This window comes from Stenotrophomonas sp. STEN147, assembly GCF_056757995.1.
Genome location: NZ_JBRRCG010000015.1, coordinates 52,086 through 66,840 on the forward strand (window position 1 = coordinate 52,086; position 14,755 = coordinate 66,840).

The following is a 14,755-nucleotide window of genomic DNA, read 5'->3' on the forward strand; positions in this document are numbered from 1 at the left end:
ATTCACGTCGGCCTTACGGTATCGCGCGGAAGCTCTGGCTGCGGGGGAGTCCGCAGCGGAACATGCCGATAGAGGCCCCACATGGAAGGTCTGGCTCAGGTTGCAACCGCGTTGCCGGCCCGGTCGCTGGCGCTGTCTGCCAGCGCGGAGGAGTTGTCCTGGATCGCCACATTGTGCGATCCCGGCGATGATGCCCGGCGCCATCTGCAGGAGCTGCAGGTGCTCATGCAGCAGGGCGGCATCCTCAACGATGAGCAGGAGTGGTACCCGTTCGAGGTGATCGAACGCGGTGCCCGCCACCTGCACCCGGGGCACGAGCGTGAGTTCGTGATCTGCGTGCTGCTGTGGCTGCAGGCGCTGGCCCAGGACCGCATCAGCAGCCTGGACCCACGGCTGCACCTGGATGATCGCGCGATGGACATCGAGGCGCTGCCTGATGCGCTGCGCGATGCGGTGCTCGACGCGTTCACTGCGGCGGGGTGCTGATCGGGCTCTGATACGCCGCTGCGCTCGCCGGGCATGGCCCGGCGCTACCGCGGTTGACGGGCCCTGATGCGCCGCTGCGCTCGCCGGGCGTGGCCCGGCGCTACCGGGATCGACGGGCTCTGATGCGCCGCTGCGCTCGCCTGGCATGGCCCGGCGCTACGGCGGTGGACGGGCCCTGATGCGCCGCTGCGCTCGCCGGGCGTGGCCCGGCGCTACCGCGATCGACCGCTCTGATACGCCGCTGCGCTCGCCGGGCGTGGCCCGGCGCTACCGGGATCGACGGGCTCTGATACGCCGCTGCGCTCGCCGGGCATGGCCCGGCGCTACCGCGGTTGACGGGCCCTGATGCGCCGCTGCGCTCGCCGGGCGTGGCCCCGCGCTAACGCGATCGACCGCTCTGATACGCCGCTACCGCGATCGACGGGCTCTGGTAGCGCCGGGCCATGCCCGGCGGAGGCACCGCAGGCTTACAGCGCTTCCAGGCTGCAGCACGGCAGCGCAGGCAGACCCTGACCAGCCACGGCCGCGGCCAGCTGCGCATCGGCAGCGTCCACATCAATGCCCTGTCGTGCGTACCACGCCGGGTCGTAATAGCTCTGCGCGTAGCGCTCGCCACTGTCGCACAGGATGCTGACGATGCTGCCGTGGCGGCCGGCTTCGCGCATCCACTGCGCCGCCTGCAGCACACCGATGAAGTTGGTGCCGGTGGAGCCTCCCACGCGCCGACCGAGCTGCCGGCTGACGTGGCGCATGGCCGCCAGGCTCAATGCATCCGGCACCTTCACCATCGCATCGACGCTGGTCGGAATGAAGCTCGGCTCCACCCGCGGTCGGCCGATGCCTTCCACACGGGAGCCACCGCTGCAGGTCAGGTCACGCCACTGCTGCTCGCCCGCCACCGCCGCCTGGTAGCCCTCGAAGAACACCGAGATCTCCGGATCCGCGCAGAGGATGCGGGTGTCATGCCGCCGGTAGCTGACGTAGCGGCCCAGCGTGGCCGCGGTGCCGCCGGTGCCTGGGCTGCACACGATCCACTCGGGTACCGGGCTGGGCTCTTCGGCCATCTGCTTGAAGATGGACTCGGCGATGTTGTTGTTGGCGCGCCAGTCGGTGGCCCGTTCGGCGTAGGTGAACTGGTCCATGAAGTGACCGCCGGTTTCGCGCGCCAGCCGTTCCGATTCGCAGTTGAGATCACAGGCGCGCTCGACCAGGTGGCAGCGCCCACCCTGGAATTCGATGGCCGCGATCTTTTCCGGCGAGGTCGTGGCCGGAATCACCGCGATGAAGGGCAACCCCAGCAGGCGTGCGAAATACGCTTCGGACACGGCGGTCGAGCCGCTCGACGCCTCGATCACCGGTCGCCCTTCGCGCAGCCAGCCATTGGCCAGCGCGTACAGGAACAGCGAACGCGCCAAGCGGTGCTTCAGGCTGCCGGTGGGGTGGCTGGATTCATCCTTCAGGTAGACATCGATGCCTTCGAACCCGGGCAGCGCCATCGGGATCAGGTGGGTATCGGCGGACCGGTTGAAATCGGCTTCGATCTTGCGGATGGCCGCAGCCACCCAGGCGCGCTGGGACATGGAACGCCACTTCGGTGAGTACAGCTGCGCATTCTACTCCGCCCGCACCGCTGCAACGGGCGCCGCGGCCGCCCTGCACGGCCACGGCGCCTCCACTTCAGATCTTGAAATCGTCGTATGCGATCCGCTCTTCCGCCACCCCCAGCCGGTGCAGCAGCTGCCGGGTTGCGGCCAGCATCGGTGGTGGCCCGCACAGGTAGAACTCGCAGCCGGAAAGATCCGGATGCCGCTGCAGCAGATCCTCATGGATGGCGTCATGCACGCGCCGGCCGGTTCCCTGCCCGGACCAGACGGGATGCCAGCTGAAGTTCGCGTGCGCTGCCTGCAGGGCCTGCATCTGCGCCATGTAGGGGCAATCGCGGTCGCTGCGGGCACCGTACCAGTAGTGGATGCGCTCCTGCCCTCCCTCGGAAAGCCGCTGCTCGATCATCGCCCGCAGCGGCGCCATGCCGGCGCCGGCTCCGATGAAGATCTTTTCCCGGGACACGCCGCTGAGCGCGAAGTCACCGAACGGTCCGCTGTAGCGGACGCGATCGCCGGGGCGCAACGCGTACAGATAGCTGGACCCTTTGCCCGGCGGATGCCGCTTGCCCTGCTGCCAGCCGGGGCTGAACCGGGCCAGCAGCACCAGGCGCCCCGCTTCGGCGGCAACCGGCATCGCCAGCGAGTACGAACGACGCACCGCCGCCTTGTTGTGCAGTGTTTCCGGCAGGGCCAACGGTGCCCAGTCCTGCCGGTGTTCGTCCGGATGCCAGAGCGCGGAACGGGGCAGCTCGTATTCGGGCACATGCAGCTGCAGGTAGCAGCCGGGTTGATAGAGTGCGTCGGCGGCGTGGTCCGGACGCAGGTGGATCTCGCGCAGGAACGGGGTCACCGCTTCGATCCGCTCGACCGTTGCCTCATGCTCGGTCCACAGGCTGGCACCGCCGGCTACCTCGATCTCCATATCCGCCCCCACCTGCAGGTTGCAGGCGAGCCGGCAGCCGACCTTCAGACGCGATCCTGCCAGGTGCGCCCGATCTGCGGCGGAAGGCGTTCCAGCCGGTCCGCGGACCCGGACTTCGCACAGTCCACAGCTCTGCCCGCCGCCGCAGTTGGAGGGCAGGTTCACGCCTTCGCGGGCCAGCGCCAGGTAGACACTGTCCCCCTGCGCCGCGGCCACGGTGCGCAGGTGGGTGCCTCCCGGGGCGAACACTGCCAACTGCCGGCGGCTGCGCCATCGATGTGGAACGAACTCATGCAGGCGGACGCTCGCCAGCAGCAGCCACGCGCCGGTCAAGGCCATCCACAGCCCCCCCAGCCCCATCCCCACCACCAGCGGATTGTTGAAGTTGGCCCGCGCGGCGTAGTCCATGATGTGCAGCATCCAGAACACATCGAACAGCCGCCACGTTGCGGTGCGATGCTCGAGCACCTGTCCACTGTCGGCGGAGACGTAGACGGTGGTGTCCTGCGCATCGCCGAAGTCCACCCGCCACACCGCGTCGGGATGGCCGCGCGTCTCCAGACTGTGCGCCAGATGCACCGGCGCTGCGGGCACGCCCTGGCCACGGTAGGCGGCCTGCGCGACGCGCAGCGCGATCACTGGATCGATGGTGATGCGCCTGCCATCACGCGCATCGATCACCTCGGTGCCTTCCGCTGACTGCAGTCGATACACCGGCGTCTGCAGCAGCCAGCCGCTGTCCAGGGTCGCGGCCGGCCGCCGCGCAGCACGCAGTGCATCGGCCGGTGAGACGGCATCTGCCGGCCATGCCAGGGGCGCCGCGGGCGCAGCCCGCTGCGAAGTGCCAGCGATCCGGTCCGGGTCAAGCAGGCTCATGCCCAGTCCACTGCCGAGCCAGACCAGGAACTGCAGTCCCACCAGCACCCCGATCCACCTGTGCAGCCGGCGCAGCCACGGCGTCATGCGCGCCTCCTCTGGCCGAAGCTGTAGAACAGCAGCCACACGCCACTGAGGCCGAATGCCAGCCCGATCACCGATGCGACGCGCAGCAGGCCATTGTTGACGTCGGTGCGCTGCTCGTAGTCCATGATGTGGAACATCCACAGGAAATCGAACCAGCGCCACAGGCTGTGCCGGCGCGCCAGCAGTTCACCGCTGTCCGGTGACAGGTACAGCGTGGTGCTTCCGCGGTCAGCGAAATGGACGGCCCACATCGGCACCGGTCGCGTCTTCACTTCCGACGGCGCACGGGTCACCCATTCCACCCGCGCGACCTCGCCTGCGCCCTGGTACAGCGCTGTGGCCAGCGCGATGGCGCCCTCCCGGTCCAGCCGCGGCAGGCGCTCTCCACTGCGGGCATCGACCAGGAAGCGTTCCGGTCCGCGCTGCACGTCGTAGACCTCACGCTCCAGCAGCCGCTTGAGGCGGAACGACTGCAGGCCGGGATAACGCGCGGCCAGCACATCGACACCGACCCGATCATGCACCGGCGCCAGCGGTTCGCCACGGACATGCGCCAGGTGGTCGCCATGGATCACCTGCAGCGGCACCACGGTCATGTAGACCCCGCTGAGCATCCACAACAGCGCCTGCACACCGATCACCAGTCCGATCCATTTATGGGCGCGGCGCGCCCAGAATGCGGGTTTCATCTACCTTGTCTCCCTTGCGGAGCACCCCCGCCGCAGGCGACGGGGGCACGTGCGATCACCAGCGGTAGCCGATGCGTGCATACCAGCGACGACCGAGCAGGTCGTAGGTCATGGTGTCGGTGTTGGCGTCGGTATAGCTCTGGATGAACGGCGCCGAGCGATCAAAGACGTTGTCCACGCCCAGCGCCACATCCAGCGCCTTGCTGACCGCGTACCTCAGCTGGAGATTGTGATAGAACACCGAGGGCGCATGATCACCGATGTCGCCACGCGCGGCATTGATGTCGTCGGCCCGGCCGATGTACTGGGTGGTCCAGGTACCAGACCATGGCCCACGGGACGCGTTCATCGACATCAGTCCACGCCACTTGGCATAGCTGCCACGGCCGCCGGTGATCCTGCCGGCATACGTGATCACCTCTGCTCCGGCATACGGGCGCACGTCATAACGCTGAAGGTAGGAGATGTCGGCACTGATGCTGGCGTCCATGCCCCACGGCTTGAACTCGTAGAGTGCGCCCAGGTCGTAGCCACTGACCTGTTCATCGGCCGTGTTCACCGGCTGCGACGACAGGTAGTTCACTTCACCGGTGCGCGGGTCGCGGGTGAAGTTGCTGGCGTCGCAGAACGGATGCGCCAGCGAGGGAGTGTTGTAGCAGATGGCCAGCTTGGTGGAACCGGCGATGCGCTGGATCGCGTTCTCGATGCGGATGCGGTAGTAGTCCAGGGTGAGCGTCAGCCCGGGTGCGAACGTGGGTGTCCACACCACCCCGGCGGTGAAGGAGGTCGCATCTTCCGGCTCGAGATCCGCATTGCCGCCGGACGTGGTCAGGATGGTGTTGCCCGGCTGCACGTAGCCGGCCGGCACGCCATCGGCCTGGCAGTTCGCACGCACGATCGAGCTGGCCGGCAGTCCGCTCCAGCCACTGCAGGGGTCGGTGGTGGTGAGGTTGCCCTCGGATACGCCACCGAACAGTTCGGGAATGTTGGGAATGCGGAATGCCGTGGCATAGGTGCTGCGCAGCTTCAGCGAAGGGCTGACCTGCCAGTCCAGCCCGGCCTTGTAGTTGAAGTCGCGCCCGAACAGGTCGTAGTCGGACACGCGGCCGGCCAGGTTGAGGTACAGCGAATCTGCGATGACCGCGTCCTGCAGCAGCGGTACCGCCAGCTCCATGTACGCTTCCTTGGCCGTATATCGCCCGGCGATCGGGTCCTGCTGGTTGGTGTTGCCGATGCCGAGCACGGTCAACGGATCCGGATCACGCCAACCGCGCTCCCTGCGCACCTCCACGCCCGCGGCGAATCCCACCCAGCCTGCCGGCAACTCGAAGATCTGCCCGCTGAGATTGGCGGTGAAGCTCTTCTGCTCGTTGCCGCCGGTATCGCGCGAGGTGTACAGGATGTAATCCAGCACGTCGCGGCTCAGGTCCCCGTAGCCGAGATAGTCGCCGCAGGGAATCGCTGCGCCAGGCGCGGTACTGCACAGGGACCGGTCCAGCGTCTGGTCGACGCGATCGAGGTTGGCGACGTTGTCCGAACCATCCACGCCGGTGTTGCGCCCCCAGTTGAAGGCCACCGACCAGTCCCAGCTGGTGCCGAACTGGCCTTTCAGGCCTGCTACCACGCGGTAGGTGTCGGTCTCTTGGAAGAAGTGGCGGGGACCGGCCTCTTCCAGGCGCCGGCGCTGCAGCAGCAGATCCTGCCCGGTGGGATTGGTCGGATGATCGGCGGCGATGTTGATCGGCCGGTAGACGCCCAGTCCACCCGAGGTCGCCAGCTGCCTGGACTGGCGGTTGGTGTACATCGCTTCGATGAACGCGCGTGTGCTGTCATTCAACTGGCTGTCGCCGAACACGCTCAGGCTGAGCCGCTCGATCGGATTGACCGCGTTGAGCGTGGGATTGCCGTTGTAGTTGTGCTTGGCCGCCGAATAGGGCTCGTAGAAATCGCCGTCGCCCCCCGGCACCTGGTTGAAGTTGACCCGTCGGCCATCTGCCAGCAGCGCGCGGCCGCCGATGGTGGACGAACTGCCGGAGCAGACCAGCCGGCCATCGGATTCGATCAGGCCGCAGGGCGCGCGCGAGGCCATGTTGACCGCGCCGCTGTCGAAGTAGCTGACCGCAGCCATCAGCGAGCCGCGTTCGCTGCTGACGCCCCAGCTGACGTCGACCGAGGTTTCCTCGCCGTCGCCCTGGCTGGTCTGGCCATAGCGCACCACCGCTTCGGCACCCTCGAATCCCTGCTTGGTGATGATGTTGACCACGCCAGCCACCGCATCGGCGCCATAGATTGCCGAGGCACCGTCCTTGAGCACCTCCACGCGCTCGATCAGCGAGACCGGAATGACATTGAGGTCGACCGAACTGTTGGCGCCGGTGCCGCCATTCACGATGCGCCGACCGTTGAGCAGGACCAGGGTCCGGTTGATGCCGAGACCGCGCAGATTGACCTGGGTGGTGCCGTAGCCGTTCTCGGCCCAGTACGCATTGCTCTGGCTGCCCGCGAACCCTGCCGAGGCCGGCAGGCGCTGCAGCAGGGTTTCCACCGAGGTGGCGCCGGAACGTTCGATGGCCTCGGCATCGACCACGCTCACCGGGCCGACGCCTGACAGCTGCGCGCGCTTGATGTGGCTGCCGGTCACCTGCACGGTATCCAGCGTGCGTGCCTTCGCATCGGGCGACTGCGCGTCCTGCGCGGCGACGGAGTGGACAACGCAGACGCACAGCAGACTGCCGATGGCCGCAGCCATGGCATTGGACTTCAGATACATGTTCTCTCTCCCGCAGGAATACTGTCTCTGGGTGCCCCCGCCGCGATTCGGGCAAAGGGACACGACGGCGTCATGTCGACGCGGGGACAGCCGCTCAGGCGATGGGAGGTCGGAATACGCGGGAGAGTTTGCTGGCAGGCAGGATCAGTGCCGGCAGCGCAATGTCCAGCGCGATGCGCGGATGGGCGCTGGGCAGCAGCAGCGATGGCATCGGAGGGTAGAGACTCAACAGGCAGCGGCAGTCGCAGCCGGCCGCGTCGACACAGCTGCAGTGATCCTTGTGCACATCGCCGGCGGCCACCGGCGCCTGATCATGGCGGGTGTGGCCCGACGCCGGTGCCGCGCTGCGCGGTGTTGCCTGGCAGCCCGCAATCGCCCGGCCCGCGGAGCCTGCAGCGTCCCCGCCAGGCAGCGCCATGCGCGTCCCCGCCCACGCTCCGAAGACACCTTCGAAGAGGAGCACGGCCATCAGCAGCAGCGGCAGCCATCGGCGGTAAGGCATGGGACCCCTGAAGACCCTCGGTTATTTGTATATACATACCATCATTAGCGCGGCAGGCAACGGGCTGTCAACCGCCCGCGACGATGCGCGGGCGTCTCGCCATCCCTGCCGGATTCCCCTGCGTCCCACTGCCGCGCCGTACTGCTCTGGTTGCAGGCATTTCACCCGGCGTTGCGGAAGCGCTCATCCCATTGCGGACGCACACCGATTATCCTGCGCTGCAACATGACCCGACGATCCCAGATCGACAACGAGGATGCAAGCGAAGTGCGGGCTCCGGCAACTGCCGGTTTCAGATGCAACTTCCAGGCACTCTCCGCGGGTCGTTCCCCTCCATTGCTGACAGGACGCGAATCATGAGCCTTTCTTCCCTCCAACAGGTCCCCGGCGTCGCCGCCCAGACCCCGGCCGAAACCACCGGCTTCGTGTTCAACCACACCATGCTGCGGGTGAAGGACATCACCGCCTCGCTGGACTTCTACACCCGCGTGCTGGGCTACCGGCTGATCGACAAGCGTGACTTCGCCGAAGCGCAGTTCAGCCTGTATTTCCTGGCCTACGTGCCGTCCGGTGCCGTGGTGCCGGAAGACGATGCCGAGCGCCGGCTGTGGATGGCCGGCCTGCCAGGCGTGCTGGAGCTGACCCACAACCACGGTACTGAAGCCGAGGACGGTCCGGTCTACCACGACGGCAACAGCGATCCGCGCGGCTTCGGCCACATCTGCGTATCGGTGCCCGAGCTGGAAGCTGCCTGCCAGCGCTTCGAAGATCTGGGCGTGCCGTTCCAGAAGCGCCTGACCGACGGTCGCATGAAGAACATCGCCTTCATCAAGGACCCTGACGGCTACTGGGTGGAAATCATCGCCAACGCCTGATCCGGAAAGGGGCACAATTCCGGTAGCGCCGGGCCATGCCCGGCGGCCTTGAGCAGGCCGCGCTGCGCGCTCGCCGGGCATGGCCCGGCGCTACCGACTCCGTCCCCTTTTTTTGCGAGGTTCGTATGGAAACGATGGAACTGCACCGTGGTCGCCTGATCGACCACATCCAGCTGGTGGTGCGTGATCTGGCCGCCAGCCGCCGCTTCTACCAGGCGGTGTTCGACACCATCGGCATCCCGATCGCCGGCGAAGGCGATGACTTCTTCTGGGCCGACGAGCTGTTCATTTCCAGCGCCAGCAGCGAGGCTGCGGCCGGCCAGTTGACCGGTCGCCACCACCTGGCCTTCCAGGCCCGCGATGCCGCCACCGTGGATGCCTTCCACACCGCCGCGATCGCCGCCGGCGGCACCGACAACGGCGCGCCGGGCGAGCGTCCCTACCATCCGGGCTACTACGGGGCGTTCGTGCTGGACCCGGATGGCAACAACATCGAGGTGGTTTACCACGGCCCGGCGAACTACAGCGCGGAATCGGTCAAGGTGACGTTCTAGGCCCTGGTTGCGATCGGAGCTACCCGGTGCCGACGCGGTGTCCGCTTGGATGCGCGCGGCGCCCTCAGATCCCCAATGCGCGCATATGCACACGGCCGGCCACCAGCTCCATCGAACTGGTGACCGCCAATGGTGCCCACGCGGCCTGTCCGGCTCCCGCATAGATGCCGTGTTCGGACAGCAACGTCTGCACCACATCCATTGGATTGGCGACGCTCAGTGGTGAAGCAGCGCGCCGAAGGACCTCCGGCTCCCCAGGCCTTCTGACAGTGACGGCCGCGTCATCCAGTAGATTCCGCAGCGTGCGCCAGTCATAAAGCGCGATACCATCGTGGGTCACCTGCAGGTCAACATGCGCGATGTTGTGGACCAGCAGGAAACTGCTGTTGGCGGCGGTCACGCCCGACAACCCGCGTGACCCCCACAGGGGCTCCAGCCGGCCATCTTCCAGGCAGGCCTTGGCCCCTCGCAGCTGCCGCAGGCCATCGCTGAGATCCTTCTGCAGCGCCGCTACCACGCTGTCCAGATACCCCACCTCGCCCCTGGCGGCGTGCTTGGCCTGAATGAAGTAGTGATGCTGCAACAGCGAGTCGTGAAGGATGTATTCCACATCCAGATCGGCTGGCGGATCCTTCACTACATGGTGCTTCTGGATTCCCTCGTGGACGGAATAGCGCTGCGGCTGGATCAGCTGGCGTTCCAGGCGGCTTCGGATGTAGTTCCGTTCGAATCCATCACCGCCGATCAGCCTGCGCAGCAGCTCGGTCTCACCGGTCGACTGCGCGAACTGCACCAGCATACAGCGCAGCGCCTTGTCCCAGCCACCGGCCAGCATGTAGCCCGTCGGCCCCGGCACCACCATCCAATCGGTTCTCAATCCTTTTGACTGCCACGCCAGGATGGTCTGCAGGACATCATCCAGATCCGCTTCGCGCATCTGTGCTCGTTCAATGAACATCTCTCCTGCTCCATGGCGGGAAAGCATGAAAACGACCAGACGAGCAGCGTCATGGGCAAAGGCCATGCTTCTGTTCGAGGTGGCATCCGATTCCAGAAACGCCCAGGTGACGGTCAGTGCCCGGTCCAGTACCGCATGGGTCAGCAACTCATCCAGTTGCGTGGAACGACCTGCGGCCTGAGCGGAGCACTCGGCAATACGGACCATCAACGCCATCTCGCTGTTGCTGTCCAGCCACCGCGCGAACCAGACCTGCTTCAGCAGACCCAGGCTATGGTCATCGCCGGGTTCAAGCAGCAGCGATCCGTCACTCTGCCGGGAGGCGCACGCCAATCCGGAAAGCACCAGCGCAAGCGCCTCGCTCAGCAGCATGACCTGCAGGGTCTGGCATACAACGTCGTCCTGCGATGGATCGCCCGCTCCGCACTGGGCAAGCTCCAGCAGGTCGGAGAGGCGCTCCAGCTGGATCTGCGCCGATGCCTGCGCACATTGCGGGAACGGCTCGGCGCCGCCCTGCCCGTGCCGCACGCTGGTCGCGATGCGCTCTACACAGGCACCGGCAGGCAGGATGATGGAGAGCCGATCCTGCAACTTCGCATGCAGTGCCGGCAACAGCGGCAATACGGCAGCCCGCTGCGCGTCGTACCAGCGCGCAAGCTCACACAGGGCGTCGTAGTCCGGGCGTGTTTCAAGCAACCGGCGCAGATGCTTTTCAATGCTGTCCACCGCGCGGAACTCCAGCGGTCGCTTCAGCAGGCTGTGCAGCGGGCCCAGTAATTCCCTTCTCGCATTCTGGAACATTCCATTTCCTCTCGCTGTCTGCAACGTGCACGTTCACGCCTGATCAGACTAGCCGAATCAAAGCGCGCACAGGAGAACGGCCAGGTGCATCCGAACCCGGCCGTTGTTCTGCTACCAGCGAGGCTTCTGTTGCAGCGTCAATGCGCCGCCATGTAGATGTCCTGCAGCACGGCCTTTTCCAGTTCCAGCTCGCCCAGCAGGTTCTTCACGATGTCGCCCAGGCTGAGGATGCCGACCAGGCGCGTGCCGTCGGTAACCATCAGATGACGGCGCCGCGAGTACGTCATCAGCGACATCGCCTGCTTCAGCGTGGCCTCCGGCGCGATGCCTTCCAGACCGGTGGAGGGCACGCTGGAGATCACCCGGCGCCCGGCCTGCGGGCCGTCATCGGCCAGGGTACGCACGATGTCCTTCTCGGAGATGATGCCGACCGGGGCATCGTCCTTCATCACCACCAGGGCAGCGATTTTGTTCGCGCTCATCTTGTGGGCGGCGGCACCGATGGTGTCTTCCGCATCAATGGTGATGACAGCTTCTTTCTTGGATTGCAGGAGTTCGCGGACGTTCATTCTTGTTTCCTGGTGCAGGTCACTGAAGTCAAAAAAGTGTGCTCTTCCGATACGCCCCCTCCCCGGGAACAGACCTTTCAGCGCACGTCTGGCGCACAGGCTGCGCGCTCCTGGACCGGACCGGCAGACCACGTGCTGCAACGCCAACGAGGCGGGTCCGGCAGCGCAACCCGTATCTCGGTCGGATCGATTCTACGACTGCCGACCACGGCCACTACCGGCACCGATGGGACAGTTCGTCGTGGGAACCCACCGACGATCCAGAGAATGGCACCGCCGCTGAAACCGAGGCTGAACACCGGCGGCTCCGCGCACTCAAGATTGATCTTCCGCGGCCGGGCACGGACAGAACGGCCCTGCGCCGTCCCACTTCGGGTGGGCCGGCGAAAGGCGCAGCCTCCCGCCGGCCACCGGGGTTACTTCGAGCAACGCCCGTTCTGGGCCATCTTCAGCTGCATCACCTGGCTGCGGCCTTCCGCTTCCGGAACCACGGTCAGCTTCGCGCCGCCAACGAACACGCCCATCTTGATCGACTGCTGGATGAAGTAGTTGCGACCGGCTTCGGTAAACAGCTTGAGGTCGTTGGGCGAGAACTCCGACTCGGTGGAGATCACATGTTCCTGGTCGCCGGCAACCTGGGTATAGAAGAACACCTTGTCGGCGGTTTCGCCCAGGCACTGCCCATCGATCAGCACGTCCTTCTTCAGTGCCTTGCCGACGAAACTGTTGCGGAACACATATACCCCGGACTTGCCGTCCTGCGGTGCCGGGAAGGTCTTGGCCGTGTCCACCACGCTCTTCTCGGTCATCGGAACGCTCGCGCAACCGGACAGCGCACTGATTGCCACCGCCAACGCGACTCCATGCAGCTTTTTCATCTACAGCCCCTGTAATGCGCGCCATCGCGCGCGGAATGGACATGGCCAGGCACACCCGTTGCGGGTGTGCACTGCCAATAGTGAAATGAAGCTCCGGCATCACTGTGCAGGGCATGGATCGTCGCATGGCCGCCTGCACAGGCATCCTCCGTGATGCGCGGGTTCGGACGCAGAGAATGCCATGCCGGCATGAAAAAAGGGCGGCCCATCGGGCCGCCCTCGTCGGTACTGCCAGCAGATCGGCCAGGCCTTACTCCACCGTCACGCTCTTGGCCAGGTTGCGCGGCTTGTCCACGTCGGTGCCACGCGCCAGTGCGGTGTGGTAGGCCAGCAGCTGCACCGGAATGGTATGCACCACCGGACTGAGCACACCCGCGTGGCGCGGCGTACGGATCACATGCACGCCTTCGCTTTCGGAGAAGTTGCTGTCCTGGTCGGCGAACACGAACAGCTCGCCCCCCCGCGCGCGGACTTCCTGCATGTTCGACTTCACCTTCTCCAGCAGGCTGTCGTTGGGGGCGATCACCACCACCGGCATGTCCTCGTCCACCAGCGCCAGCGGACCGTGCTTGAGCTCGCCCGCCGGATACGCCTCGGCGTGGATATAGGAGATCTCCTTGAGCTTGAGCGAACCTTCCAGTGCGATCGGATAGTGCAGGCCACGGCCCAGGAACAGCGCGTTGGATTTGCGCGCGAAGCGCTCGGCCCAGGCCGCGATCTGCGGCTCCAGGTTCAACGCGTGCTGCACGCTGCCCGGCAGGAACCGCAGCTGCTCCAGATAGTCGGCTTCCTGTGCGGCATCGACGCGCCCATGCAGCTTGCCCAGCACCACGGTCAGCTGGAACAGCGCGGCCAGCTGGGTAGTGAACGCCTTGGTCGAAGCCACGCCGATCTCGGCACCGGCACGGGTATAGCAGACCAGTTCACTGGCACGCGGAATCGCGCTTTCCGGCACGTTGCAGATCGACAGCGTATGCCGGTGGCCGAGCGACTTGGCGTACTTCAGCGCCTCCATCGTGTCCAGCGTTTCGCCGGACTGGGAGATCGTCACCACCAGGTGCTTCGGGTTCGCATACGCCGCGCGGTAGCGGTATTCGCTGGCGATCTCCACGCTGCACGGCAGGCCGGCGATGGACTCGATCCAGTAGCGCGCAGTCAGGCCGGCGTAGTAGCTGGTGCCACACGCCAGGATCTGCACGCCTTCGATGCCCGCCAGCACCGCCTCGGCATTCCTGCCGAACAGCTCGGCCGGGAAGCCACCGGCGTCGATCGCCGCCTCGATGGTGTCACCCAGCGCGCGCGGCTGCTCGTGGATTTCCTTCTGCATGAAATGGCGGTAAGGGCCGAGTTCCAGCGAGGCCAGCGACACGTCGGACAGGTGCACCTCGCGCTGTACCGGCTGATCGTGCTCATCGAAGATGCGCACGCCCTCGCGGCGCACCTCGGCCGTGTCGCCCTCCTCCAGGAAGATCACCTTGCGGGTGGCCGAGATCACCGCCGAGACATCGGAGGCAACGAAATTCTCGCCCTCGCCCAGGCCGACCAGCAGCGGGCAGCCCATGCGTGCGCAGACGAAGCGTTCCGGCTCGGCGCGGCTGACCACGGCCAGCGCATAGGCGCCGGTCAGTTCCTTCACGGTGCGCTGCAGCGCCACCAGCAGATCGTCACCGCTCTGCAGATGATGATGGATCAGGTGGGCGATCACTTCGGTGTCGGTCTGCGACTCGAAGGTGTAGCCCAGCGCGCGCAGCCGCTCGCGCTGTTCTTCATGGTTCTCGATGATGCCGTTGTGGACCAGGGCCACGCCCTGGCTGATGTGCGGATGCGCGTTGGCCTCGGTGACGCCGCCATGGGTGGCCCAACGCGTATGGCCGATACCCAGCTGCGCATTGAACCCCTCGGCGGCGGCGGCAGCGGCCATCTCGGCGACCCGGCCGGTACGGCGGACGCGGTGCACGTCAGGTTGATCGGTCGCGTCGATCACCGCGATGCCTGAAGAATCGTAGCCGCGGTACTCCAGTCGCTTCAGACCTTCGATCAGCACCGGCACCACGTCGCGATCAGCGATCGCTCCCACGATTCCACACATGTCACGCATTTCCTTGAAGACGGTCGCGGCATTCTAGCGTGCGTGTCCGGTTTCCCCCTCCTGTCCGCTTAATGAATGTGTCCGCACAGGTGTCC

12 protein-coding genes are annotated in these 14,755 nt (G+C 66.1%); 3 read left to right on the forward strand and 9 right to left on the reverse strand.

Translation table 11 applies throughout. From position 1 onward, the window contains the following. Window positions 1–81 precede the first annotated feature (81 nt). Entirely contained in the window at window positions 82–486 is a 405-nt protein-coding gene (locus ACVOKU_RS14420; protein ID WP_481560255.1) for a hypothetical protein, read from the forward strand. A 467-nt stretch (window positions 487–953) separates the two neighbouring features. On the opposite strand, the gene ACVOKU_RS14425 is transcribed toward ACVOKU_RS14420, so the two are convergent. The 5 genes from ACVOKU_RS14425 to ACVOKU_RS14445 form a co-directional block, all read right to left on the reverse strand. Further along, window positions 954–2,066 carry a PLP-dependent cysteine synthase family protein gene (locus ACVOKU_RS14425; RefSeq protein ID WP_481560256.1) on the reverse strand — a complete coding sequence of 371 codons (1,113 nt, stop codon included), beginning with the start codon at window positions 2,064–2,066 and terminating at the stop codon, window positions 954–956. A gap of 97 nt (window positions 2,067–2,163) precedes the next feature. Then, entirely contained in the window at window positions 2,164–3,975 is a 1,812-nt protein-coding gene (locus ACVOKU_RS14430; RefSeq protein ID WP_481560257.1) for a 2Fe-2S iron-sulfur cluster-binding protein, read from the reverse strand. Then, window positions 3,972–4,664, reverse strand: coding sequence for a hypothetical protein (locus ACVOKU_RS14435; protein WP_481560258.1), 693 nt, complete (start codon window positions 4,662–4,664; stop codon window positions 3,972–3,974). Before ACVOKU_RS14435 ends, ACVOKU_RS14430 begins: the two co-directional genes overlap by 4 nt. Before the next feature lie 55 nt (window positions 4,665–4,719). After that, complete coding sequence (locus tag ACVOKU_RS14440) at window positions 4,720–7,434, reverse strand: TonB-dependent receptor (protein ID WP_481560259.1); 2,715 nt, start codon at window positions 7,432–7,434, stop codon at window positions 4,720–4,722. A 94-nt stretch (window positions 7,435–7,528) separates the two neighbouring features. Continuing rightward, complete coding sequence (locus ACVOKU_RS14445; RefSeq protein WP_053518715.1) at window positions 7,529–7,936, reverse strand: CopL family metal-binding regulatory protein; 408 nt, start codon at window positions 7,934–7,936, stop codon at window positions 7,529–7,531. A gap of 356 nt (window positions 7,937–8,292) precedes the next feature. Here ACVOKU_RS14445 and gloA point away from each other — a divergent pair, with 356 nt between their 5' ends. Together gloA and ACVOKU_RS14455 are read left to right on the forward strand one after the other, a co-directional pair. Further along, the gene (gloA, locus tag ACVOKU_RS14450; protein ID WP_481560260.1) at window positions 8,293–8,811 is read left to right on the forward strand and encodes a lactoylglutathione lyase; all 519 of its coding nucleotides are present in this window, start codon (window positions 8,293–8,295) and stop codon (window positions 8,809–8,811) included. Window positions 8,812–8,936: 125 nt separating this feature from the next. After that, window positions 8,937–9,365 (forward strand): VOC family protein, encoded by a 429-nt coding sequence (locus tag ACVOKU_RS14455; RefSeq protein ID WP_481560261.1) that lies wholly within the window; start codon window positions 8,937–8,939, stop codon window positions 9,363–9,365. 64 nt (window positions 9,366–9,429) lie between these two features. On the opposite strand, the gene ACVOKU_RS14460 is transcribed toward ACVOKU_RS14455, so the two are convergent. From ACVOKU_RS14460 to glmS, 4 genes are all read right to left on the reverse strand, one after another. Continuing rightward, window positions 9,430–11,124 carry a hypothetical protein gene (locus ACVOKU_RS14460; RefSeq protein ID WP_481560262.1) on the reverse strand — a complete coding sequence of 565 codons (1,695 nt, stop codon included), beginning with the start codon at window positions 11,122–11,124 and terminating at the stop codon, window positions 9,430–9,432. Window positions 11,125–11,261: 137 nt separating this feature from the next. After that, the gene (locus tag ACVOKU_RS14465; protein WP_164137747.1) at window positions 11,262–11,693 is read right to left on the reverse strand and encodes a CBS domain-containing protein; all 432 of its coding nucleotides are present in this window, start codon (window positions 11,691–11,693) and stop codon (window positions 11,262–11,264) included. Window positions 11,694–12,109: 416 nt separating this feature from the next. After that, window positions 12,110–12,571: a DUF2846 domain-containing protein gene (locus ACVOKU_RS14470; protein WP_053518720.1), complete on the reverse strand. Its 462-nt coding sequence runs from the start codon at window positions 12,569–12,571 to the stop codon at window positions 12,110–12,112. Window positions 12,572–12,821: 250 nt separating this feature from the next. After that, entirely contained in the window at window positions 12,822–14,660 is a 1,839-nt protein-coding gene (gene glmS / locus ACVOKU_RS14475; RefSeq protein ID WP_481560263.1) for a glutamine--fructose-6-phosphate transaminase (isomerizing), read from the reverse strand. Window positions 14,661–14,755 lie beyond the last annotated feature (95 nt).

What these genes read in the sequence shown, in the direction of transcription:
- ACVOKU_RS14460 (WP_481560262.1), bottom strand. Translation starts at nt 11,124, where the DNA reads ATGTTCCAGAATGCGAGAAGGGAATTACTGGGCCCGCTGCACAGCCTG.
- ACVOKU_RS14435 (WP_481560258.1), bottom strand. Translation starts at nt 4,664, where the DNA reads ATGAAACCCGCATTCTGGGCGCGCCGCGCCCATAAATGGATCGGACTG.
- ACVOKU_RS14440 (WP_481560259.1), bottom strand. Translation starts at nt 7,434, where the DNA reads ATGTATCTGAAGTCCAATGCCATGGCTGCGGCCATCGGCAGTCTGCTG.
- ACVOKU_RS14470 (WP_053518720.1), bottom strand. Translation starts at nt 12,571, where the DNA reads ATGAAAAAGCTGCATGGAGTCGCGTTGGCGGTGGCAATCAGTGCGCTG.
- ACVOKU_RS14445 (WP_053518715.1), bottom strand. Translation starts at nt 7,936, where the DNA reads ATGCCTTACCGCCGATGGCTGCCGCTGCTGCTGATGGCCGTGCTCCTC.
- ACVOKU_RS14420 (WP_481560255.1), top strand. Translation starts at nt 82, where the DNA reads ATGGAAGGTCTGGCTCAGGTTGCAACCGCGTTGCCGGCCCGGTCGCTG.
- ACVOKU_RS14425 (WP_481560256.1), bottom strand. Translation starts at nt 2,066, where the DNA reads ATGTCCCAGCGCGCCTGGGTGGCTGCGGCCATCCGCAAGATCGAAGCC.
- ACVOKU_RS14465 (WP_164137747.1), bottom strand. Translation starts at nt 11,693, where the DNA reads ATGAACGTCCGCGAACTCCTGCAATCCAAGAAAGAAGCTGTCATCACC.
- ACVOKU_RS14455 (WP_481560261.1), top strand. Translation starts at nt 8,937, where the DNA reads ATGGAAACGATGGAACTGCACCGTGGTCGCCTGATCGACCACATCCAG.
- gloA (WP_481560260.1), top strand. Translation starts at nt 8,293, where the DNA reads ATGAGCCTTTCTTCCCTCCAACAGGTCCCCGGCGTCGCCGCCCAGACC.
- glmS (WP_481560263.1), bottom strand. Translation starts at nt 14,660, where the DNA reads ATGTGTGGAATCGTGGGAGCGATCGCTGATCGCGACGTGGTGCCGGTG.
- ACVOKU_RS14430 (WP_481560257.1), bottom strand. Translation starts at nt 3,975, where the DNA reads ATGACGCCGTGGCTGCGCCGGCTGCACAGGTGGATCGGGGTGCTGGTG.